The 22,752-nt window shown below is 35.5% G+C and carries 21 protein-coding genes; 10 read left to right on the forward strand and 11 right to left on the reverse strand.

Annotated elements, in window-relative coordinates; all coding sequences use genetic code 11:
• Positions 1-215: 215 nt before the first annotated feature.
• Positions 216-1,508 (forward strand): methionine adenosyltransferase, encoded by a 1,293-nt coding sequence (gene metK / locus ACUTSE_RS03455; protein WP_445639244.1) that lies wholly within the window; start codon positions 216-218, stop codon positions 1,506-1,508.
• 97 nt (positions 1,509-1,605) lie between these two features.
• Here metK and ACUTSE_RS03460 read toward each other — a convergent pair whose 3' ends face one another.
• From ACUTSE_RS03460 to ACUTSE_RS03490, 7 genes are all read right to left on the reverse strand, one after another.
• On the reverse strand, positions 1,606-3,120 hold the full coding sequence (locus ACUTSE_RS03460; RefSeq protein WP_445639245.1) for a hypothetical protein: 1,515 nt from the start codon (positions 3,118-3,120) through the stop codon (positions 1,606-1,608).
• A gap of 9 nt (positions 3,121-3,129) precedes the next feature.
• Positions 3,130-4,578 (reverse strand): hypothetical protein, encoded by a 1,449-nt coding sequence (locus ACUTSE_RS03465; RefSeq protein ID WP_445639246.1) that lies wholly within the window; start codon positions 4,576-4,578, stop codon positions 3,130-3,132.
• A gap of 44 nt (positions 4,579-4,622) precedes the next feature.
• On the reverse strand, positions 4,623-5,255 hold the full coding sequence (locus tag ACUTSE_RS03470) for a hypothetical protein (RefSeq protein ID WP_445639247.1): 633 nt from the start codon (positions 5,253-5,255) through the stop codon (positions 4,623-4,625).
• A gap of 36 nt (positions 5,256-5,291) precedes the next feature.
• The gene (locus ACUTSE_RS03475; protein ID WP_445639248.1) at positions 5,292-5,984 is read right to left on the reverse strand and encodes a hypothetical protein; all 693 of its coding nucleotides are present in this window, start codon (positions 5,982-5,984) and stop codon (positions 5,292-5,294) included.
• Between the two features lie 509 nt (positions 5,985-6,493).
• The gene (locus ACUTSE_RS03480; protein WP_445639249.1) at positions 6,494-7,591 is read right to left on the reverse strand and encodes an anion permease; all 1,098 of its coding nucleotides are present in this window, start codon (positions 7,589-7,591) and stop codon (positions 6,494-6,496) included.
• A gap of 17 nt (positions 7,592-7,608) precedes the next feature.
• The gene (locus ACUTSE_RS03485) at positions 7,609-8,253 is read right to left on the reverse strand and encodes a DUF47 domain-containing protein (protein WP_002985696.1); all 645 of its coding nucleotides are present in this window, start codon (positions 8,251-8,253) and stop codon (positions 7,609-7,611) included.
• Between the two features lie 281 nt (positions 8,254-8,534).
• A complete protein-coding gene (locus ACUTSE_RS03490; RefSeq protein ID WP_445639250.1) occupies positions 8,535-9,041 on the reverse strand; it encodes a hypothetical protein in 507 nt (168 codons plus the stop codon).
• 200 nt (positions 9,042-9,241) lie between these two features.
• Here ACUTSE_RS03490 and ACUTSE_RS03495 point away from each other — a divergent pair, with 200 nt between their 5' ends.
• A complete protein-coding gene (locus ACUTSE_RS03495) occupies positions 9,242-10,870 on the forward strand; it encodes an acyl-CoA carboxylase subunit beta (protein ID WP_002985701.1) in 1,629 nt (542 codons plus the stop codon).
• A gap of 1,023 nt (positions 10,871-11,893) precedes the next feature.
• Here ACUTSE_RS03495 and ACUTSE_RS03500 read toward each other — a convergent pair.
• From ACUTSE_RS03500 to ACUTSE_RS03515, 4 genes are all read right to left on the reverse strand, one after another.
• Positions 11,894-12,835 carry a YeiH family protein gene (locus tag ACUTSE_RS03500; protein WP_445639251.1) on the reverse strand — a complete coding sequence of 314 codons (942 nt, stop codon included), beginning with the start codon at positions 12,833-12,835 and terminating at the stop codon, positions 11,894-11,896.
• A 71-nt stretch (positions 12,836-12,906) separates the two neighbouring features.
• Positions 12,907-13,803, reverse strand: coding sequence for a LysR family transcriptional regulator (locus tag ACUTSE_RS03505; protein ID WP_115090751.1), 897 nt, complete (start codon positions 13,801-13,803; stop codon positions 12,907-12,909).
• Between the two features lie 266 nt (positions 13,804-14,069).
• On the reverse strand, positions 14,070-14,696 hold the full coding sequence (locus tag ACUTSE_RS03510) for a 2OG-Fe(II) oxygenase (protein WP_445639252.1): 627 nt from the start codon (positions 14,694-14,696) through the stop codon (positions 14,070-14,072).
• Between the two features lie 184 nt (positions 14,697-14,880).
• A complete protein-coding gene (locus ACUTSE_RS03515; RefSeq protein WP_445639253.1) occupies positions 14,881-15,807 on the reverse strand; it encodes a bestrophin family protein in 927 nt (308 codons plus the stop codon).
• Positions 15,808-16,079: 272 nt separating this feature from the next.
• Here ACUTSE_RS03515 and ACUTSE_RS03520 point away from each other — a divergent pair, with 272 nt between their 5' ends.
• The 8 genes from ACUTSE_RS03520 (at position 16,080) to ACUTSE_RS03555 (ending at position 22,723) form a co-directional block, all read left to right on the forward strand.
• Positions 16,080-16,676, forward strand: coding sequence for a superoxide dismutase (locus ACUTSE_RS03520; protein WP_445639254.1), 597 nt, complete (start codon positions 16,080-16,082; stop codon positions 16,674-16,676).
• 2 nt (positions 16,677-16,678) lie between these two features.
• Positions 16,679-17,119 (forward strand): tetratricopeptide repeat protein, encoded by a 441-nt coding sequence (locus tag ACUTSE_RS03525; RefSeq protein WP_445639255.1) that lies wholly within the window; start codon positions 16,679-16,681, stop codon positions 17,117-17,119.
• A gap of 422 nt (positions 17,120-17,541) precedes the next feature.
• On the forward strand, positions 17,542-18,990 hold the full coding sequence (gene nhaC / locus ACUTSE_RS03530) for a Na+/H+ antiporter NhaC (protein ID WP_445639256.1): 1,449 nt from the start codon (positions 17,542-17,544) through the stop codon (positions 18,988-18,990).
• Between the two features lie 380 nt (positions 18,991-19,370).
• Positions 19,371-20,009: a peroxiredoxin gene (locus ACUTSE_RS03535; RefSeq protein ID WP_002985718.1), complete on the forward strand. Its 639-nt coding sequence runs from the start codon at positions 19,371-19,373 to the stop codon at positions 20,007-20,009.
• A 29-nt stretch (positions 20,010-20,038) separates the two neighbouring features.
• Complete coding sequence (locus ACUTSE_RS03540; RefSeq protein ID WP_002985721.1) at positions 20,039-20,347, forward strand: thioredoxin family protein; 309 nt, start codon at positions 20,039-20,041, stop codon at positions 20,345-20,347.
• Positions 20,348-20,364: 17 nt separating this feature from the next.
• Positions 20,365-20,622, forward strand: a complete 258-nt coding sequence (locus ACUTSE_RS03545; protein ID WP_002985723.1) for a DUF6952 family protein — start codon at positions 20,365-20,367, stop codon at positions 20,620-20,622.
• A gap of 218 nt (positions 20,623-20,840) precedes the next feature.
• Positions 20,841-21,374, forward strand: coding sequence for an NADPH-dependent FMN reductase (locus ACUTSE_RS03550; RefSeq protein WP_002985725.1), 534 nt, complete (start codon positions 20,841-20,843; stop codon positions 21,372-21,374).
• 239 nt (positions 21,375-21,613) lie between these two features.
• Positions 21,614-22,723, forward strand: a complete 1,110-nt coding sequence (locus ACUTSE_RS03555; protein ID WP_445639257.1) for an FUSC family protein — start codon at positions 21,614-21,616, stop codon at positions 22,721-22,723.
• Positions 22,724-22,752: the final 29 nt, after the last annotated feature.

The raw sequence follows: 22,752 nt of genomic DNA on the forward strand, positions 1-22,752 counted from the left end.
CTCGGGATTACTAAAAATCACATAATCGTTAAGGGAAATATAAAAAAGAGAAAATTTGTATAGATTCAAAAATAGTTAATACATTTGCAAAGAATTTCACGGGAGGAAAAATTTGTACTGATTGCAACCTCGGTAAAAAATGCTAAAGCAGAATATATTGTATCTTCACTTTAGCCATTTCCTCTTTTTTTAAAACATTAAAAAAAACAAATCATATGGCTTATTACTTCACATCGGAATCTGTAAGTGAAGGACATCCTGATAAAATTGCAGATCAAATATCAGATGCTTTAATCGACAATTTCTTGGCTTTTGATTTAGAATCAAAAGTAGCATGTGAGACTTTAGTTACTACTGGGCAGGTCATTCTTGCTGGGGAAGTAAAATCAAAAACCTATTTAGATGTACAACAAATTGCTCGCGATGTAATCAACAAGATTGGTTATACGAAGAGTGAGTATATGTTTGATGGCAATTCATGTGGTATTTTATCGGCGATTCACGAACAATCGGCAGAGATTAGCCAAGGTGTTGAGCGTACAAACAAAGAAGATCAAGGAGCAGGAGACCAAGGAATGATGTTTGGTTATGCATCTACGGAGACCGAAGACTATATGCCTTTAGCTTTGGATTTATCTCATAAATTATTGCAAGAACTTGCTGTAATCCGCAGAGAGAATAAAGAAGTGACTTACCTTCGTCCAGATGCAAAAAGTCAGGTTACTTTAGAGTATAATGACGACAACAAACCAGTTCGCATTGTAACGATTGTACTGTCTACGCAACACGATGACTTTATTCAGGCGGAAAATGCAACTCCTGAGGCAAAAGCAAAAGCTGAAACAGCGATGCAAGCTCAAATTAAAAAAGACATCATCGAGGTATTAATTCCACGTGTATTAGCTAAATATCCACAGTACCAATACTTGTTTGAATCAAAAGAAGAAATTGAGTTCTTGATCAACCCTACAGGTGTTTTCATTATTGGAGGACCTCATGGAGATACAGGCTTAACAGGTAGAAAAATTATCGTTGATACGTATGGAGGAAAAGGAGCACACGGTGGAGGTGCTTTCTCAGGAAAAGACCCGAGTAAAGTAGACCGCAGTGCAGCTTACGCTACACGTCACATCGCGAAAAACCTTGTTGCAGCTGGTGTAGCAGAAGAAGTTTTAGTGCAAGTTTCTTATGCCATTGGTATTGCAAAACCAACAGGGATTTACGTAAATACATATGGTACATCTAAAGTAAATCTAACAGATGGTGAGATTGCGAAAAAAGTAAGTGAGCTATTTGATTTACGCCCTTACTTTATTGAAACAACGTTAAAGTTGCGTAATCCTATCTACAGTGAAACAGCGGCTTATGGACATATGGGACGCAAACCACAAGTAGTAACTAAAACATTTACTAGACCTGGTGGCGAAACCAAACAAGTAGAAGTTGAATTGTTTACTTGGGAGAAATTAGACCGAGTAGAAGATATCAAACAAGCTTTTCAATTGTAAAAGCTATTCTTATCCTATAAAAAACGCTTAACCTTAAAAGGCTAAGCGTTTTTCTTTTGAATCAAAATAACCGACTTACTATTAAATTTTACTTTTATTACTTTACTTTTTTCACCCCTTTATTGACCAACAAAGGCGGATTTTGGTAGAGCGGAATTTCATCTGTGAAATTCAACGTTACGGAAGCAGTAGTTGATCGATATTCTTCCGCACCAATATTTACACCTGTAGTAGGTTTTTTATTTTTAATGTCATAGTAAAACGTATGACTTGCCCCCTTATATCCTTGGACAGGAGTAAAAGTAACTGCTCCAGTATCTTTGTCATAAGTGAAATCTCCTACATTGCGCACAGCCAAATTGAAAGGATCACTATTCACTTCATAAGTCTTCGTTGTCTCATTAAATACTTTAAATCGAAAAGAAGTAAAATCTAAAAACATCGTTGAAGGACTTGGTGGATTAAGGATTGAATAGCTATTGGTATCATATCCTACCGCACTATATAATGGGTTGCACACGAATTCTCTACTTCGAATCACATCTGGAATAGTAATATCTTGTACAACAGGTGAAAAAGGCAGACTTACAGTAATATTTCGCACATGTGAACGAGTAGAAGCACCTCCTGTAGAAGCTGTAAAGCCCATTTTCATTGAAGTGGGAATATTAATAGCTAAATCTCTGATTTCTGGAACTCCTACAGCATTTTGAATTACCTGCTCTTGGTATTTGATATTCCCTGATATCGGTATAAAATAGTCTCTAATAACAGAAGAACTATTTATTCCGCTAACATTGTCAACAAAAACAAAAAAACCTTGTTGTTGACTAAAGTCATCAATCCCGGGAACGAAGGCTATGCGAATTTTTCTATACCCCGCTTCTCCTGGCTTAGCGTTCAATGCGCTACTACGTAAGTTAAATCGCTTCCCTTTAAATCCCTTTTGCTTACTAATTACTTCTCCTGTATTCGTATCTAAATACAAATTACTGTTTTTTTGGGTCCCTACAGCAAAGAGAACGGGATACCCTTCTGATGCATGTGGAGGGCTATAAGGACCTCGAAGAACAATAAAATTCCCATCTCCATTAGTTGTTATTCCATTTCTAATTTCATTTCTTCCTTGGTTTATTTTCTTATAATTTCCAAATAAATCCAAACCAAGTCCAAAGATTCCTTTTGTAAACCCTGGTTCATTAACATTTGCCCCCGTTTTAGTATAAGCATATCCTAATGCTCCTCCTCTATCACCTGTCTTTGGTGTTGGCTCACTTGCATCAAAGAGGATCATTGCCAATCCATCTCCATATTTACCATTCTCTGTATTTCCTATATCAAAAGCATATTCAAATTCTAAAATGAATCCTTTTTGTGTTGTAAAACTTAAATTCTTTAAATACACTCCTGAAAACTCATTTCGATCCTGTGTCAATTTAACACCATATTGATAAAAACGAACTATACCAGGTTTACTTTCGGATATTAATTGAAAATCTGCTTCATTTTGGCCAGAGGTAAAATAGGGAAACTGAGCATAAAAAATAACGCTCTGAAGTAAACTAAACCCGAGTAATGCATATTTTATTTGTTGTTGTTTTTTCTTTTTCATCTTATATTTTTATAAAGCACTTCCATTTACCATGATAATATCATTACAATTATGGGTAAAATTCAACTCAATCTTAGCACTTTCTGATCGATATTGCTCCCCTCCTAAATCAATATCTCCTACTACTTTTCTTTTATTTTTTATACTAAAGTACACCACATCTTGCCCAGCCGTTAGTCCTTTTTTAGGGATAAAAACAACTTCCATTGTTTGAGGATTGTATTGATATCGACCTGCGGCTGTAACTGCAACATAAGGTTCTAACGTATTTTCTCGCTCATTATCCACTAGCGTTAAAAAATTGAAACTATAGGGATCTAAATGTTCTTTACTACCTATGGCAGCAATATTTTGTCCTTCTACATATTTATCCGTATCGAAACCAACACTATTAGCTAATACATCCAAAGTAGTAGTATGGTCTTTACAAGCATTAGATACTTGTACATCTTGTACTACCGGAGAAAAAGGAAGGCTCACACTAATATTTCGAATGATATTTTTTTGAAATACTGTTCCTGTAGTAGCCGTAAAACCTAGCTTCAAAAACGCTGGTGCAATGATTTGTTTTATTTTTAAAGTATTAGCTGTTTTAGAAATTGCTTCTTGATACTTAAAATTAGAATTAATAGGAATAAACAAAGCATTAATTACTCGGCTCATTTCACTACCGTGAATAATATCTACATTCAAATAAAACCCTGAATCTCCGGACTTCTTACCTGGCAAAAAATTTACAATTACTCTTCTATACGAAGCATGCCCAAAACCAGCATTAATATCAGACTCATTATTGGCCTGGTTCTCTCTCAATTTAAAACTAAATCCCTTGGAATCAGGTGCTTCAAAAACACTTCTATAAACGCCAGTATCTAAATCAAGTTTATAGCGTTCTCCAATAGTAGTAACACTCTGGGAAAGTAGTACAGGATATCCTTCTAATTGATTTCCTTGCCCTCTCACTGTAATATGATTAGACTGTTTTGTTGTTATCTTGATTCCGTTTCTAAATTCAGCATCAAGTGCTGTACGCTCTTTAAAACCACCATACAAATCCAATCCAATACTCAAAAAACCTCTACTTATCCCTTGCACAGCTTTAGTTTCATCTGTAGCTTTGCTATAACTGTATCCTAGGCCAGAAGTTTTAGAGCCTATTGCGGGGTTATTTAAACTACCATCAAAAAGCACAAGAGCAAGGCCATGAGCTCCTTGTTCACTAGCATCTCCTCCTCTTCCCGTCATGAGATAATCAAACCCCAAAACAAACCCACGTTCCGAAGCAAGGAGTACTTCATTCAAGAATATCCCATTCGTTTCATTCGCTTTTGTTGTTAATTCCATACCGTGAGCTTTAAACTCAACTTTACCAGACCCAGTAAATAAACTAAATTCGTCCGCAGAAATAGCTGTGTTATTATAAGGCAATTGTGCATAAACTACAGTCCATGAAGACATAAAAATTGTGTAACAACACAATATCAAATAAAAATGTGTCCTCATTATATTTTCACTATAATTATATTTAAGTAACTCGATGCTGTCACCTTATTGGCATTCGATTTATAGACCAAATACTGTTTTCCATTTTCCGTTTTAACAGTGGGAGCCGTACTAAAGGCAGTAGTATCAAAGCTTGTCACTACAAACTTCACTTCATTTTCTTCCCAAATAACCATAGCCCCAACAGTTCCCAATTGTTTCTTATATTCCTCATAGAGGTAAATTTTCTGTTCTGTTGTTTTATACATTTGAATGGGAAATGCAGGCATATAAATCCAAGGATCTTGTTCCGCACCTCCTCCACCTGTCCATATCGAGCCATTCCATGTTTTTACTCCCGCTGGGATTTCATCATCTCCGATGTGATAAACTTGTAAACCAATGTGTTCTTTTTTATTTGCCTCTGTTTCGGTCTGTACCACTGGCTTTAAACTAGATAAATCACTCAATTTTACACGCGGTAATAAGAGTCCTTTCGTTGCGGTGGTATTCTCTGCATCTGCCTGATATTCTTTGATATCCAACAAAGCGCCTTCAACAGGATAAGTTGCCCCACCTATAACCACTTGTCCATAAAACAAATGCCCATATCCCAATACAAGCAATAAGGTAATTAGTATTTTACTTTTCATTTTCTTTCCTTTATAATTATATATGCGATTTAGTTTCTAACTAGTTGGTAGTGTAGTTTTGTATTTTAAGATCATTGTATAGGTTCCTGTAGGTAATGTAGTATACATTCCCTTTGTTCCGAAATGGAAAGACAAACCGCCATTTGTTGTAATGTCAGCAATATGTTGTAAAACTAAAGTGCCTGTACTATCGTATATTTTTGCATCAATTACTTGATCAAAATTAGTTACCGTCAGCGGTTGTTTGATTGTCGTATTGTAGGACAAGGTTGTTGCATTAGGGGCACTTACTTCTATTTCAAATTTTCCAATATACACTTGTCGATTATCTAGAATTTCATTGGCAAAAACTGGAGTATTACCAATAACAAGAGCAGGGCTTTTAATCTGTTCTATTTTTTGATAGACCTTATCAATTTCAATCGTTACTTCAGATTCTAAGGCTAATAATTCCCATCCATTTCCATTCCAGAAGTAGAATCCTTTTTTAGAAATTTCTCCTGCTCCATCATTAAATACAATAACTCCAATAGGATTTGTTCCACCAGTTAAAACCGTTTGTGTATTCAGAGCCAACCTAGGAAATAATACCCCTTTATCTGTTGCACTTATATCTAAAATTGCTGCTTGATGGGGCTCTGCAGTTCCAATACCAATGTTATCTTGTGCGTGAATTGTTGTTGCAGTTAAAGCAATTAGCCCAACAACTAACCTTTTTTTCTTTTTCATTTTTTACATATTTAATGGTACAAAACAACTAAAGATGGAAAAAACAGCAGATTTAAACTGTAAAAAGGTTCATGTAAATTTGTATTTACTCTTTTCCTTGATGATAAAAGTGTTTATATTTTAAAAAACAACTTTTTGACACTAATCTATAAAAAGAATACACCTGTAGGAATTACAGGCGTTAAGCATAAAATACAGTTGCATTTTTATAAAAAAAGAATTCAATTATTTAAATTTTCACCGCCTTACTTATTGGTGGTTTTTATTTCTTTTTCCTCTATTTTTTAAACCTTCAAACTAGTTATAGAAAAGAAAAGAAAAATAAGAATACGTTATCCTTTTATCTCCTTTTTAGTAGTAGTTATTTATTCTTTATGAGTCAAGAATAAAAGCACATAACCTTACTTCTTCTCGCTTTACTAATCTTATTTACCTAGGTATATCCAACAAAAAAAGGAATGATTTTTCAATCATTCCTTTTTTATCTATACTTAAAAACTTGTGTCTAATTAAATCACTGCTGATACGATATAATATACAATCATAGCGATAATAGCTGATACAGGGATAGTCAATACCCAAGCCCATAATAAGTTAATTGTAACTCCCCAACGTACCGCTGATACGCGTTTTGTTACACCAACCCCAATAATAGAACCTGTAATCGTATGTGTTGTTGAAACTGGGATACCTAAGTGCTCTGTTACGTATAACGCTACAGCTCCAGCTGTTTCAGCAGCAACACCTTCTAATGGCGTTACTTTGGTAATCTTACTTCCCATTGTTTTAACAATCTTCCATCCTCCAGATAACGTTCCTAAACCAATGAATAAGAAAGAAGCAAGCGGAACCCACCACCAGTGCTCTACGAACACTTTAAATGTATCTACTCCATCTACTAAGTAATCTGGGTCCATATCAACATTTACGTGATAGAAAATTACTGCAGCTCCAATAATACCCATTACTTTCTGAGCATCGTTTCCTCCATGTCCTAAAGAGAACAAAGCAGAAGAAACTAATTGTAAGCGTTTAAACCATTTTTCGCATTTGTAGTGGTTTTGATTTCTACAAATCCACATAATAGCGATGGTAATAAAATAAGCGAGTATTAAACCTAATAAAGGAGCTCCAAAAATGAATAAGAAAATTGGAATTACTTTCGAGTACACCACTACATCAACTCCTTCAATAGAGAAACCACCTGCGTGAGCAACAGCAGCTCCAATAAAACCACCAATTAAGGTATGCGAAGAAGAAGAAGGAATACCTAACTTCCATGTGGCTAAATTCCAAATAATCGCAGCAATTAAACCTGCAAAAATAACTTCTAAGCTAATAAAATTCTCATTTACGGATTTGGCGATGGTATTACCAATTTTAAATTCACCAATAATGTATAAGGAGATAAAATAAGCTGCGAAGTTAAAAGCCGCTGCCCAAAGCACTGCTTGGAAAGGCGTCAAAACTCGTGTTGTTACAATAGTAGCAATTGAGTTTGCGGCATCATGAAAACCATTGATATAATCAAAACCTAAAGCTAAAATGATAATAACAATTAGCAATATCCCGCTTTGATTACTCAATATTTCTGTAAAAAATTCCATATACTTGCGCTAGATCATTAAGAGTATTTAACGATAACAGTTTCTAAAACGTTAGCCACGTCTCTACAACTATCTGTAGCCGTTTCTAAAGCCACCATTACCTCTTTGTATTTTATAATTTCGATCGCGTTATTTTCATTTTCAAAAATATCGGCCACGGCCTTATCAAAAACTTTATCCGCTTTTCTTTCTAAGCGTGAAATGTTTTTACATACAGTAGCTAACTCTTCTAGCTTTTTTAAATCTTTCAAGTGTAATAGTCCTTTGTAAACCTCACTACAAGCTTCTAAATTCGCTTCCGTTAATTTACGCAAAGGCTTAGTAACTTTATCAATTTGATACAATCTCATACGAGAAGCAGCATCAGATAAGTGATCCGCTACATCATCAACCGCAGTAATTAAACTGTGGATATCTTCTCTATCAAAAGGTGTGATAAAGTTTTTTCCCAATTCAATTCTTGTTTTCTGTGCGATCGCTTCGATTTCCACCTTAATTACTTCAACATCTTTAAGTAATTTCTCTCTCTCCTTAGCTGGTGTATTCACAGCTTCATTCAGCGTTTCTGATAATTTTTTAAGCTTTACAGCTGCTTGTTCAAATAAAGGATAAAACGTTTTGTCCTTTGGAACTAAAAATTGAAAAATGTTATTCAATGACATTATATAATAATATATGTTATAAACAGAGGCAAAATTACGCAATAAAATCAACCTAATGTTTCCTTAACGTTAATTTTTACGTCAAAACACGGTTTCCCTTTATTTTATTGATACAATTTACGACTATTTATTGATTTTTAACCACTTACAGAATTAACATGAGTATTAAAATTCAATAATCACTTAACATTAAGGTAACATTGGAGTAATATAGCATGGTATATTATTAGCACCTCATTTATTTAACCCACTGAAATTCAATATTTTCAATTTTTCACACCCTATTCTTGATTCTTGAGCATCCAACGTGCGATACGATGTGTATTAAACACCAAAAGATACCCCAAAACTAAATTGAATACACTAATAAACCAATAATTGCCAGTTTGTACATATTCATACGGATTTTCTGTTGCTGTTGCTTTGAACCAAAACCACGTATTACTCAAAAAAGAAGGGAGATTATGAATAAATAAGCTTAATCCTACAAAAAAGATACCCGACTGTGCAAGCATAGACAACGTAATATGTTGTAAAGGAAGAACTGGATTCGAAAAGCATTGTTCGATTTTTAGCCAGTCAACCAATTTCCCAGCATATCGAAAGAGTAGAATTAATAGTACAAGAGAAATCAGCAAGGTTACTCCATTGACTTTATTTGTTTCTAAAATACTGTGAGTTGTAGCAACTTCTATGGCTACAAAAGGAATGGTAGAAAAAACTATATCAATTAGCAAGACTAATACGACAAGCTTAATTACCAAAATAAATAAATCTCGCACCTGCATAGGCTATTTTTTAGTTGACCCTATAAATTTAACAAAAATACAGCTATTTATTTGATGCTCTCTTTGTGGATGAATTACTTTCTTTTGTATTGTCTTTTATATTTAAGCATTCTTGAATATTCACACTATGGCTATTCCTATAAATTTTTATTTTGTACTTTAGCGAAAACTAATAACATTATACAACAACCTAGATAACTATGGATATTAACTTCAATAAAAACGAAGATCACAACAAGTTATTGCTTTCAGATTTAAAACGAAAACTAGCAAAAGTTAAACTTGGTGGAGGTGAAAAACGAATTGAAAAATTACACCAACAAGGAAAAATGACAGCCAGAGAGCGCATTGATTACCTATTAGATCCTAAAACTAATAGTATCGAAATTGGTGCTTTTGCAGGAGATGAGATGTATGAAGAACACGGAGGATGTCCTTCTGCTGGTGTTGTAGTCAAAATAGGTTATATCAAAGGAAAACAATGTATCGTTGTAGCAAATGATGCTACAGTAAAAGCGGGTGCTTGGTTTCCGATTACAGGAAAGAAAAATTTACGTGCACAAGAAATCGCGATTGAGAATAAACTTCCAATTATTTACTTGGTAGATAGTGCTGGAGTATATTTACCTCTTCAAGATGAGATTTTCCCTGATAAAGAGCACTTCGGAAGAATTTTCAGAAACAACGCAATCATGAGTAGCATGGGTATCACGCAAATTGCTGCTGTAATGGGAAGCTGTGTTGCAGGTGGTGCTTACTTGCCAATCATGAGTGATGAAGCATTAATCGTAGATAAAACGGGGAGTATTTTCTTGGCTGGAAGCTACTTAGTAAAAGCAGCTATTGGCGAGAGTATTGACAATGAAACCCTTGGTGGTGCAACGACACACTGTGAGATTTCAGGTGTTACAGATTACAAAGCAAAAGACGATAAAGATGCTTTAGATACCATCAAAAATATTGTAGATAAGATTGGTGATTTTGACAAAGCAGGTTATAATCGAATTGCAGCTAAAAAACCAGCTGCAGATCCAAATGAAATTTACGGTATTCTACCTAAATCTCGTGCAGAGCAATATGATATGATGGAAATCATCAAACGCTTAGTTGATGAGTCTGAATTTGAAGAATACAAAGCAGGATATGGTCAATCCTTGATTACGGGGTATGCTCGTATTGATGGATGGGCTGTGGGAATTGTTGCGAATCAACGTAAAGTAGTAAAAACGAAAAAAGGTGAAATGCAGTTTGGAGGAGTAATCTATTCTGATTCTGCAGATAAAGCGACTCGTTTTATTGCGAACTGTAACCAAAAGAAAATTCCATTGGTATTCTTACAAGACGTAACAGGATTCATGGTAGGTTCTAAATCAGAGCACGGAGGAATTATCAAGGATGGAGCGAAGATGGTGAATGCGGTATCTAACTCTGTTGTTCCTAAATTTACGGTAGTTGTAGGAAACTCATACGGAGCAGGTAATTATGCAATGTGTGGAAAAGCTTATGACCCACGTTTAATCTTTGCCTGGCCAAGTGCTGAACTTGCTGTAATGGGAGGAGCACAAGCAGCAAAAGTATTGTTGCAAATTGAAGCTTCTTCTTTAAAAGCAAAAGGACAAGAATTATCAGCTGAAGAAGAACAAAAATTATTCGATAAGATTAAAGCGAAATACGACAAACAAGTTTCTCCTTATTACGCTGCTGCTCGCATTTGGACTGATGCTATCATCGATCCATTAGATACGAGAAAGTGGATTTCTATGGGAATTGAAGCGGCGAACCACGCTCCTATCGAAAAACCGTTTAACTTAGGTGTGATCCAAGTATAAGTATAAAAAAAAATCGGCAATTTAAAATTGCCGATTTTTTTTTATTGCTTCGCAAAAGCAAACCTCACAAAGAATAATCTTTTCTTTTTTAAAGGGTAAAAAAGAAACAAAAAACCCTTCAACTAACTCAAATAAAGGTCAAATTAGTTTTTGTAAAAAGTGTGTTTTGCTTTTTCACTTCTTTGCCTTTTTGAAGGATTGTCACAAAGCACAAACCTCACAGCCTAGCGTGAGCGCGGGATGCGACCCTTCCTTCGTCAGGGGGATTACTAATCGGGAGCAACTGATTAGAGTATTGCTTTTTCGCTTTTTTGTCAGAGGCTTTTTTGATGATTTCTGCGGTTAAAGAAGAGTGGCTCCTCATTATGGTTATGGTTGATGAGATTATGGGTATAGTCTGATTTCATCTTCTTCAATCGATAAAACCCACGAATTCACAAATCTCACAAAGCACAAACCTCACAACCTAGCGTGAGCGCGGGATACTGTGGGGGTATTGTTTTTTTGCAACAATTCTCTTTAATCGATAAAACCCCCGATTTCACAAACCTCACAAAGAACAAACTTCACAGCCTAGCGTGAGCACGGGATGCGACCCTTCCTTCGTCAGGGGGACATACAGAGCGGAGCAACTGATTAGAGTATTGCTTTTTCGCTTTTTTGTCAGAGGCTTTTTTTGATGATTTCTTCGGTTAAAGAAGAGTGGCTCCTCATTATGGTTATGGTTGATGAGATTATGGGTATAGTCTGATTTCATCTTCTTCAATCGATAAAACCCACGATTTCACAAATCTCACAAAGCACAAACCTCACAACCTAGCGTGAGCGCGGGATACTGTGGGGGTATTGTTTTCTTGCAACAATTCTCTTTAATCGATAAAACCCCCGATTTCACAAACCTCACAAAGAGCAAACCTCACCATCTCACCATCTATCTCATGGGTTTATATTTGTTTGCGTATTCGATGAATCTCCACTGCGTTCCGATTTCACCATCTCACCATCTCATCGCCTCACAAAAAACTACACATACAAGATATATGCTAATGAACTTACCGAAATAAAGATCCACAACAAGACTCCTTCAATAAAAGGTTTGGCACCCACATTTTTCACTGTTCTAAACGACAGTGATGTACCAATTAAAAATAAAGTAAGTGTCAAGGCAGCTTTTGAAACCTCAACAATATATGGTCCTAAAGGTTGAATAAAAGGAATATAGGAATTGGCTAACATTGCTAAAACAAACAACCCAATAAAATACGGTATTTTCACTTTAGATCCTTTATTTTTGAAGAGCATTGTAGATAAAAATGCAACTGGAATCACCCATAAGGCACGGGCTAATTTAACCGTTGTAGCCACTTCTAACGCTTCATCTCCATATTTGGCAGCTGCACCAACTACAGAACTCGTATCGTGAATAGCAATCGCAGACCAAAGTCCGAAATCTACTTGGCTCAACCCTAACGCATGTCCTATAGGAGGAAATAAGATTAAAGCGACTGAATTCAAGATAAATACAATCCCCAAAGCAACTGAGATTTGTTTTTCGTCTGCATCAATAACAGGCGATACAGCCGCAATCGCACTACCTCCACAGATAGCTGTTCCAGAAGAAATTAAGTAGGATATTTTCTTGTCAATTTTCAATAGTTTCCCTATTCCGAATCCCAAGGTTAAGGTTAAAAAGATGGAGAAAATCGTCAAGACAAAGCCATCCTTTCCCGCAGCTAAAGCGCTGTAAACGTTCATTCCAAATCCCAATCCAACTACAGCCACCTTCAATAGAAGTCCTGTGGCTTTTTTCGTTTGCTTCGCATAGGGATTTTCAAAGATTTGAGCGTAAATGATTCCCAACACCAAAGCTGTTGCAGAAGAAATAAAAGGAAATAAGCTTAGAATCGCTAAGCCCATGAATATTATTTTACTACCGAGTGCAGTATTGCTATTTTGTACTGTCATAACGTATCTATTTTCAACCCTACAAAGGTCAATCATCTATACTAGCGGAAAAAATACATAATAGTTATCGGTTATAACTTTAGGTTATATGATTTAATGAATCGAATAAATAATTCTACTAAGGCACTTTCTTGCCCTTGACGTTGTACAATACTGAATTTTCGTCTGATATCTAAGCCATTAATATCCACGACAACCAATTCGTTGTATTTTAATTCTTTGAGAATAGCATGAATCGACAAAAATGCAAAACTATCGGAGTGCTTTAGATACATCTTGATACTTTCAGTACTCGAGAAATTCATTTCATTTCGCAACTGATTCAATGACATTCCCACTTGATTTAAGTTGCTTTCAATCACATCTAACGTACCAGATCCTGCTTCCCTTAATAGGAAGGAATACTCTTTTAATTCATCTGGTTCAATAATTCCCGTTTTGAATTTCGGGTTATCCGCTCGACAAACCAATACAATTTCATCATCAATAAAATCGATATACTTGATTTGAGGATTTTTAGAACACCCTTCAACTACTCCGACATCGATATTTTTACTCAAGAGTAGTTGCTCTATTACGGCTGAATTTTCAGACAGAATATCGAGGTGTATATCGTGAACTTTAGCTCTAAATTCAGCTAGAAGCGGGGGTAAAACATATTGAGAAACGGTTGTACTTGCACCGATACGCAAGTTACCATCCATTTTTGCATTGAGTGCATGCATGTCAAACTCTAAATTGCGATAGGTAGAGAAAATATCTTCTGCATAGGTATAGAGTAATTGTCCAGATTCAGTTAAACGAATATTGATTCCATCCCGTACAAAGAGTTTCGTTTGATAATGTCCCTCTATTTCGCGAATATGTTTCGATACAGCGGGTTGAGAAATCAATAGTTCTTTGGCTGCTTTTGTAAAGCTTTCTCTTTTTGCCACGGTATAAAAAACTTTTAACCGAAAATCAAACATAGTTTTCTCTATTAAATGATACTTCTATTCGGAAGCAATATCTGTTGTGTTAACAAAAATACTGAAAATATTGGATGCTTCGTGTTTTTTTGTTTTGATAGCAGCAATACATTGATTCATAACATCACACTAATTACACTAGTTAACAAGTCTTTTTAATCCAATTGGACCTATTGTATTTATTCTAATTTATTCATACGCTTCTAACATGTATAAATTCGCACAAGAACTAATAATAAAAAAAGAGTTAGGTATTCCTAACTCTCTTATCTTGTTTTCAACCATCCCGTAATACTATAGCGGGGTTTGTTTACTGTTCGAACTTCGTGTTCAATAGATTTACTGTCAAAAATCACTAATCGACCTGGTAAAGCATACACAATTTCCTCTCGTTCATTTCCTTCTCCATCTGGTAGGAATAAGACTAACTCCCCTCCATTAGCTGGGGTCCAATCTTTTTCATTTAAATACAACACAACGGATAAAGTACGACGTGTATCTTTGTGAAACACATCCAAGTGACGTTGATATCCTGTACCAACTGGATAACTTGCGTAGTGAAATTCTCCTTCTTTAATTCCCAAGAAACACGTGCGGTTTACATAAGCAATAAATTCATTCATCTTTTGGAAGTACATCGCCTCAACCTCATCGGGGGTTTGTTCATTCAACCATAAAATAAAATCCCCTCTTACCTCTTCCACTATTTGCTCTTCACTTGCTTGTCCAATCGCTGCTTTTTTAAACACTTGTAAATCTTGTTTCATAAAAAAGTTAGCGCGCAACAGGTCAATTTCCCTTTCAGTGAAAAAACAATCTACCACGGAGTAACCACGATTCACTAAATCGTGTATTATTAACTCATAAAATGAATTTACTTCAAAGTCACTCATATATCATTAGATAAAAACTAAGCAAAAATAATTTACAAGACAAAAAAAATAATGCGAATAGGTCACTTTTTTTTGGTATTGATTGCGTTAATTTTTTCTTAACAAAAAGAAGACTCCATGTCATTAGAGACAAAAAAACACGCGAATTAGGCGTGTTTTTTTTTATCATATAGGGCTTGTTCCCTTATTTTACAATGTAATTTTCGTCTGGTAGTACCAAAGCAGGAAGCTCTAGTCCTGAAATTTCCGATAACGAATAGGCGATATTGCCACACATTTGATCCAAAGCCAAATCATTTTCTTCTTCTCCAAAAGGTTCAGCAATTTCCGCTACTACCGCATCTAAAGCGATGAACGTATAAGCCACGAAGGTCACAAAGAAAGGCATCGTCCATACAATCAAATCAATCAACCCAAAAGGAAGAAGGAAGCTATAAACGTAAACAGTACGATGCAAGATAATAAAGTAAACAAAAGGAATCTTAGTATGTACAATGCGCTCACAAGCAGCCAGTACAATCGACAATTGTTCAATATTTTGATCTATTCTCGCCTGTGTAATTGAATCTATACGCCCTGCTCTATACTGTTCATTCACCCACTTCGTTAATTCACTCAACAAAAAAGCAGGTTTAAAACGCTTGGTCAGCATCTCTTGATACATTTCTTCCGTTAGATAAGAACGGACAATCGTCCAATCGGTTTTATTTCTCAATTGCTTATTTAATGCATAACAAAATGCAATAATCAACTGAATGCCCTTTTGCTTCTCTTTCAAAGTAAAATTGTCATCTTCTTTGATGAAATGCAACAGCTGAAAAGCCAAAGAGCGACTGTAGATCACTAAACTTCCCCATTGCTTTCGTCCCTCCCAATACCGATCATAGGCTGCACTATTGCAAAACCCTAAGAAAATGGCAAGGGAAATCCCCACTAAGGTAAATGCTCCAACATTTAAGGGTATAATGATGTCTGGAAAAAAATAATGACTCCAATAGACTAACCAAGAAAAAATAAAGATGGCTAATAAAGTAGGCGCAATCTTCTTCAACACAGATCCTTTCCAAATAAAAAGCATTTGAATAATATGCTTTTTGTCTCTAACTATCATATGCTATAGAATTTATATTTTACAAAATTAACCCATACTGAGGGAAAAATAGCTCCTAAAACACCAAAAATAAAAACAAAATAGAAACGCAGTGTGGCAGCTTGATAAACTCTCATTAATCAACATACTCTAAATATAATTTTAGATTACTCTAAAATTATATTTTCATAATACTAAATAACTACTATATTTGTACAAACATACTTCACTTCATTTGGTGAAAACACCACCTAAATACGGACATAAGTCCACTAATTATAAAATGAACAAAAATGGAAATCGACTTACAATTACCTGCATTACCCTATGAAAAAAATGCACTTACCCCTTTAATTACAGAAGAAACCTTCGACTATCATTACGGTAAACATCATGCTGCTTATGTCAATAACCTCAATGATTTGATTCAAAATACGCCTTTACTTGAGAAATCTGTACCTGAAATTATTCTACACAGCTATCAAATAGGTGATATGGCGATTTTTAACAATGCCGCTCAACACTGGAATCACACCTTTTTTTGGCATAGCCTATCCCCTGCTGGAGGAAAAGCTCCTACGGGAAAAATCAAGGACTTAATCATTCGTGATTTTGGTAGTTTTGACCATTTCAAAACACTTTTTTCCACTACAGCTGCCAAGCTTTTTGGTTGTGGCTGGACTTGGCTAGCTCAAAATGAAGAAGATAAGTTGGAAATTATCCCCTTAAAAGAGGCACATACTCCTTTGACGCTTAACAAAACGCCTATTCTAACCTTAGACGTTTGGGAACATGCTTATTATATTGACTATAGAAATGCAAGACCTCAATTTATTGCCAATTTTTGGGAAATGGTCAACTGGGAATTTGCGAATCAAAATTTAAAATAATTATGAGCGATACTTGTATAAATCACCTAGAACGCTATTGGAAAACCTTGACGGTATCCAGCAATGAGAAATTCAACCAGGAAAACTACCTGGAAGCCTTAGAGGGCTACAAAGAGGCGCTGTATAGAGCTGAAGTACTAAATAACCATTGGGAATTGTGCATGCGATTAAAGATCCCTGTTATCCAAGTATATATCATTTCGTGTAATAACTTAGCACATACCCACGAAGAACTTCAGGAACTCCATCAAGCACATGCTTATTTAAAACGCGTCATTTACTTTTTGATTCACCTTGTGGAACAAATTGCAATTTCAACGGAATCAATTCAGGGAGATCTCAAACAAGCTTTACTTGCTTATGCCGATTTTAAACAGCGTACTCAATTTTATCCTGCTGAAGATACTACGCTAGATCGGTTGATACAAACGCTACCTCGATAGGGGGAGGTTTGCTCTTTGTGAGGTTTGTGCTTTGTGAAGTGGTGAGGCGATGAGAGGGTGAGATTGGTGAGGTTTTTACTTGGGACTATCTTTTAAAGTGATTTGTGAGGGTTGTACTTTGTGAGGTTTGCTCATCTTCTCATCTTCTCACCTTCTCACCACCTCCCCCTCTCGTCACCTGACCTCTCACCACCTGACCTCTCACCGCCTAACCTCTCACCGCCTAACCTCTCATCGCCTAACCTCTCACCGCCTAACCTCTCACCGCCTAACCTTCTCACCGCCTAACCTCTCACCACCTGACCTTAAAAAAATATTTCCTTCCCTTTTTTGGTACAGTTTATGAGGGGTATTATTTACGATTCGATCAAAATTAAGTACTTTTACTTTTTAAACAATTATTACTTTAAACAAAACTTGAAATGCAAGAAAAACAAGAAAAGTCAATTTCGCTCACACAATCATTAATTCCTGTCGTATTACTCGTTGTATTACTAGCTATTAATGTTTATGTATTCCGGGATGATGCTTTATCGGGAACCAATCAATTCATTTTATTATTGGGTGGTGCTATTGCAATTCTTGTAGGGATGTACAATCGCGTTTCTTATGATAAGATTCTACAGCAAATTGTCAATAATGTACGTGATACGTCGAATGCCATTTTTATTTTGCTGTTAGTAGGTGCTTTATCGGGTACTTGGTTATTGAGTGGTATTATTCCCAGTATGATTTACTACGGTTTAGAAATTCTACATCCATCCATTTATCTACCAGCATGTGTTATTATCACGTCTATTATTTCTATTGCAACGGGTAGTTCTTGGACCACCTCTGCGACTGTCGGAATAGCGCTCGTAGGAATCGGAAATGCCTTGGGGATGCCTTTAGGGGTAATTGGTGGAGCCGTTGTTTCTGGTGCGTATTTTGGAGATAAATTATCTCCGCTATCGGATACTACCAATTTAGCTCCTGTAATGGCAGGTACGGATTTGTTTACTCATATTCGCTATATGCTGTATACTACAGTTCCTACCTATGTAGTTACCCTCATCTTATTTATCATTTTAGGATTTATCTATGGTGCAGAAGGTCAAGTAAATACTGCAGAAACACTAGAAGCTATTAGTGCTACCTTTCATATTACCCCCCTTTTATTTATTGTTCCAGTATTAGTTATTGTTCTTATTGTAAAGAAAGTACAACCTATTGCAGCCTTGTTAATTGGTACCTTATTAGGTGCTGTATTTGCTTTGATTTTCCAACCCAATATTGTTGTTGCAGTAGCAGGTGGAGAAGAATTTAATTTCTACAATGCATATAAGGGAGTAATGTTAGCTTTAACCACTGATATTCGCATTTTATCGCCTTTAGAAAGCCTCAATGGGCTATTTGAAGCTGGAGGAATGGCCAGTATGCTTAATACCGTTTGGTTGATTCTATGCGCCATGTTTTTTGGTGGAACAATGGAAGCTATTGGTGCATTGCAAAAAATATCTACTGCTTTACTGTCTATTGCTAGTAGTTTATTTGGTTTATTTGCCAGTACAGTTGCTAGTTGTTTAGCGGTTAATATCACAACTTCAGATCAGTATTTATCCATCGTAGTACCTGGAAAAATGTTTGCAGATGCTTATAAACAAAAAGGACTCGCTCCTGAAAACTTAAGTAGAACACTTGAAGACTCAGGAACGGTAACCTCTGTATTGATTCCATGGAATACCTGTGGTGCTTATCATGCAGGAGTATTGGGAATTCCAACACTCACCTATTTACCCTATGCCTTTTTTAATTACTTAAGCCCATTTGTTACTTTGTTGTACGCTGCTTTTGATATTAAAATAAGACGAATTGTGAATAGTAAACAGTAGACAGTTGGCAGTGGACAGTAGACGGTTGACAGTAAAAGGTGAAAAGTCGCCCATAACTCTTAACTCTCACCCCACAACTCTCACTCCATAACCTTAACTCTTAACCCTTAACTCTTAACCCTTAACTCTTAACTCTCAACCCCTATTTATAACAAATCCTTCACACTAAAACTCGTTTTTTCTCCGTATATTTAGTCTCGTCGAAATTTGATATACAGTTGAACGTAAATCAATCGGACAGGCCTCACTACTATAAATAAATCTTATAGTAAAATAAAAAACAATAATCAGAAATAATAGTATAAGCCACTTTTGTGGGCTACTTTTGTACTAGAAATAAGAAAGAAAAAAACAAATATTAACTTTTAAAAATAAACATTATGTCTTTAGTAGGTAAAAAGTTTCCAAACATTACAGTAGATGCAATTTCAGAAATGGGTGATAATTTAAGAATCAACATTTTCGAAGAAGCTACAAAAAATAACAAAAAAGTATTATTATTCTGGTATCCAAAAGACTTTACTTTCGTATGTCCAACAGAATTACATGCTTTCCAAGAGGCTCTTCCTGAATTTGAAAAAAGAAATACAATGGTAATTGGAGCATCTTGCGATACAAACGAAGTTCACTTTGCTTGGTTAAACACAGCAAAAGACAACGGAGGTATTGAAGGAGTTACTTACCCTATCATTGCTGATACACAAAGAAACTTATCTTCTGTATTAGGAATTTTAGACGTAGAAAGTGAAGTATACAACGAAGAGTTAGATTCAGTTCAAATCGAAGGATCAAACGTTACATACAGAGCTACTTATTTAATTGACGAGACAGGAAAAATTTTCCATGAGTCAGTAAACGATATGCCATTAGGAAGAAACGTAAATGAGTACGTGCGTTTAATCGACGCTTACACACACGTTCAAACACATGGTGAAGTATGTCCAGCAAACTGGGAAGAAGGAAAAGATGCAATGAATGCTGACAGAAAAGGTGTTGCTGATTACTTAAGCAAACACTAATTAGATACTAACGTAAAAAAACTTAAAAAATGCTTTTAGAATTAGATCAAGATAACTTACAAGAAATTGTAAGTCAAAATGAAAAAGTAGTTGTTCAATTTTCAGCTACATGGTGTGGTAATTGTAGAATTATGAAACCGAAGTTTAAAAAGCTTTCAACAGAAAAAGAGAATATCACATTTGTAGTTGCAGATGCTGAGAAATTCCCTGAATCTAGAAAACTAGCTGACGTGAGTAATCTACCTACATTCGCTACTTTCGTAAATGGAAAATTAGTGAACCAAACGCAAACAAATAAAACGGAAGTTTTACACGAGTTAGTTGGTGAAATCGCTTAATTCTAAATACAACGAGTATGAAATTACCTGTAATTAAACATTTAACTCAATTTATTGAGCAAAATGACCAAGACTATATCATTGAAACCCTTGAAGTATTGGAAAACCTTACGGAAGTTCCTTCGTTAAAAGACGAAGAATTAGATGTAATTGGCGAATTAATTTCCAATATGTATGGAGCACTAGAAGTTCAGAAATTAATGAAAGAAGGTGCAACGCAAAAAGAAGCTTTAAATAGCTTTATGCAACGCGTTTTAGGGTCAATCGACAAATAATCTTTATATTTTACATACAAAAAGCTGCAAAATTTATTTTTTGCAGCTTTTTTTTTATTTCCATGTTTAAGAGTGACTTCTATTTACTTCTATGAATCTTTCCTTTTTAAGTTAAAAGTCACATCATCATTTGCTCTTATTTTTTTTCTTATTCTAGATTAAGAAACGGTTGAGTCTTCTGCTTGTATCTTTGTAGTGTAATAAAAAACAATTCAACCATGAAAATTACAGCCTTTGCAGCTACAAATAGTACGCAATCTATCAACCTTGAGTTAGTAAAGAGCGCTTTAGATACTTTACAAGAATACGAAATACAAATTTTAGACCTCAACGATTACGAGATGCCTATTTATTCGCCAGAGCGAAACCAAGCCGGTATTCCTGAAAAAGCACTCGCTTTCAATCAAATCTTAAAAGAAAGTGATGCCTTAGTTATTGGTCTCGCTGAACACAACGGAACATTCAGTACCGCTTTCAAAAACATCTTTGACTGGGGATCACGTGCGGATAAAGCTTTGTTTCAACAAAAACCAATGCTATTATTATCAACATCACCTGGACCTAGAGGAGGGCAGTTTGTTATGGAATCAGCCAAAACAATCTTTCCTTTCTTTGGTGGAAATATTAAATCTCATTTCTCCTTGCCAAGTTTCCAGGATAATTTTAAAGAAGGAACGATTGTCAATGACAACTTACAACAAGAATTTGAAGCGCGATTAAACGATTTTAAATCAACGCTTCACCAAAACTAACAACTACTTTTTCAACAAAAGAGGTTATCCTTTCGAGGATAGCCTTTTTTTATTGAATTATTTCATCTCCTTCTTTTGTCCTCTATTTTACTCGTTTCTTCTATTTTTAAACTGCAAATTGATTCGTACCTTTGCCCTACCTTACAAGTTGATTATTAAGGCCTTTACCTCTTATGTAAGACACGATTAATCAACGCAGTACAGTTTACTCATCGTAAGCTAAAAAACCAATTTTAACCATGAGAAGTAACTTCTTCGTTCAATTACTCAAACAAGAAAGTAAAAATTTATTCCAACTCAAACACAGTGATCGCTTATGGCACATTCCTTTTATGGCTATGTTTGCCATTGGAGTTCCCTTGTTAGTCGGGTGGTATTTTGATAACTTACAAGCAGGTCTATTAGCTTGTTTAGCCGGTTTGGTTATTTTATATCTCCCTTCCAATTTACCTACTCCTCAACGTATGTTTATCATGTTGGTGTGTTCATTTGGCTTTATGTTTTCCTATGTAGTAGGGGTTATTTTTAGCTTTAATTTTATTGTATCTGCCCTTGTATTTGGATTATTTGCGACAGCTGTACACTGGATATCCTTGTATTTTTCGATGCCTCCTCCTGGTAGTTTTTTCTTTATCATGATTGCCTCAATGGCTAGTAATACTCCGTTTGACTTTGACACCATTGCCACGCGAATTGGCTATTTTGTTTTGGGAACTATTTTCGCTTGTACCTTAGCTTTGATTTACAGCTTTATTGTTGGGCGCAAATACACCTCTAAAACGCCTGTTCGCATTATTATACCTGTTCCTATAAAAACACAAGTCGATTACTTCATTCGTTCTCTTATTGTGGGGGCTTTTATGTGCTTATCGCTATTGATTGGTAATTTACTGAATTTCAACAATCCCTATTGGATTCCCATTTCTTGCTTGGCAATTATGCAAGGGATTTCCCTTTATCACGTCTGGCAAAGAGCCTTGCATCGTATTGCGGGAACTTTCATTGGCATTGGACTTTGTTGGATTCTTATTTCCATCTCACAAGATCCGCTATACTTGTGTATTTGCATCATGCTTTTGCAATTTATCATTGAAATTTTCATTTCGAGAAACTATGCTCTTGCTGTGATATTCATTACCGCTTTAACGGTTTTATTAGCAGAAGCAGGAAGTTCATTGATTCACTCTCCTAACGAACTTATACAAGCGCGATTAACGGATATTGTTATTGGCAGTTTATTGGGTGGTATTGGTGGTTGGCTCCTACACCACGAATACTTACGACACCATACAGTCGATCAAATTAGAAGCACGCGTATTAGCCTAAAAAGAAGACGAAAAAAAGCGTAATTTGCTTCATATTTCTTATTAACCTTTGC

Source organism: Myroides sp. TSA_177.3 (assembly GCF_052691955.1).

What these genes read in the sequence shown, in the direction of transcription:
- ACUTSE_RS03490 (WP_445639250.1), bottom strand. Translation starts at nt 9,041, where the DNA reads ATGCAGGTGCGAGATTTATTTATTTTGGTAATTAAGCTTGTCGTATTA.
- ACUTSE_RS03515 (WP_445639253.1), bottom strand. Translation starts at nt 15,807, where the DNA reads ATGATAGTTAGAGACAAAAAGCATATTATTCAAATGCTTTTTATTTGG.
- ACUTSE_RS03485 (WP_002985696.1), bottom strand. Translation starts at nt 8,253, where the DNA reads ATGTCATTGAATAACATTTTTCAATTTTTAGTTCCAAAGGACAAAACG.
- ACUTSE_RS03525 (WP_445639255.1), top strand. Translation starts at nt 16,679, where the DNA reads ATGAGCGATACTTGTATAAATCACCTAGAACGCTATTGGAAAACCTTG.
- ACUTSE_RS03495 (WP_002985701.1), top strand. Translation starts at nt 9,242, where the DNA reads ATGGATATTAACTTCAATAAAAACGAAGATCACAACAAGTTATTGCTT.
- nhaC (WP_445639256.1), top strand. Translation starts at nt 17,542, where the DNA reads ATGCAAGAAAAACAAGAAAAGTCAATTTCGCTCACACAATCATTAATT.
- ACUTSE_RS03475 (WP_445639248.1), bottom strand. Translation starts at nt 5,984, where the DNA reads ATGAAAAAGAAAAAAAGGTTAGTTGTTGGGCTAATTGCTTTAACTGCA.
- ACUTSE_RS03520 (WP_445639254.1), top strand. Translation starts at nt 16,080, where the DNA reads ATGGAAATCGACTTACAATTACCTGCATTACCCTATGAAAAAAATGCA.
- ACUTSE_RS03500 (WP_445639251.1), bottom strand. Translation starts at nt 12,835, where the DNA reads ATGACAGTACAAAATAGCAATACTGCACTCGGTAGTAAAATAATATTC.
- metK (WP_445639244.1), top strand. Translation starts at nt 216, where the DNA reads ATGGCTTATTACTTCACATCGGAATCTGTAAGTGAAGGACATCCTGAT.
- ACUTSE_RS03460 (WP_445639245.1), bottom strand. Translation starts at nt 3,120, where the DNA reads ATGAAAAAGAAAAAACAACAACAAATAAAATATGCATTACTCGGGTTT.
- ACUTSE_RS03465 (WP_445639246.1), bottom strand. Translation starts at nt 4,578, where the DNA reads ATGTCTTCATGGACTGTAGTTTATGCACAATTGCCTTATAATAACACA.
- ACUTSE_RS03510 (WP_445639252.1), bottom strand. Translation starts at nt 14,696, where the DNA reads ATGAGTGACTTTGAAGTAAATTCATTTTATGAGTTAATAATACACGAT.
- ACUTSE_RS03535 (WP_002985718.1), top strand. Translation starts at nt 19,371, where the DNA reads ATGTCTTTAGTAGGTAAAAAGTTTCCAAACATTACAGTAGATGCAATT.
- ACUTSE_RS03550 (WP_002985725.1), top strand. Translation starts at nt 20,841, where the DNA reads ATGAAAATTACAGCCTTTGCAGCTACAAATAGTACGCAATCTATCAAC.
- ACUTSE_RS03505 (WP_115090751.1), bottom strand. Translation starts at nt 13,803, where the DNA reads ATGTTTGATTTTCGGTTAAAAGTTTTTTATACCGTGGCAAAAAGAGAA.
- ACUTSE_RS03545 (WP_002985723.1), top strand. Translation starts at nt 20,365, where the DNA reads ATGAAATTACCTGTAATTAAACATTTAACTCAATTTATTGAGCAAAAT.
- ACUTSE_RS03480 (WP_445639249.1), bottom strand. Translation starts at nt 7,591, where the DNA reads ATGGAATTTTTTACAGAAATATTGAGTAATCAAAGCGGGATATTGCTA.
- ACUTSE_RS03540 (WP_002985721.1), top strand. Translation starts at nt 20,039, where the DNA reads ATGCTTTTAGAATTAGATCAAGATAACTTACAAGAAATTGTAAGTCAA.
- ACUTSE_RS03470 (WP_445639247.1), bottom strand. Translation starts at nt 5,255, where the DNA reads ATGAAAAGTAAAATACTAATTACCTTATTGCTTGTATTGGGATATGGG.
- ACUTSE_RS03555 (WP_445639257.1), top strand. Translation starts at nt 21,614, where the DNA reads ATGAGAAGTAACTTCTTCGTTCAATTACTCAAACAAGAAAGTAAAAAT.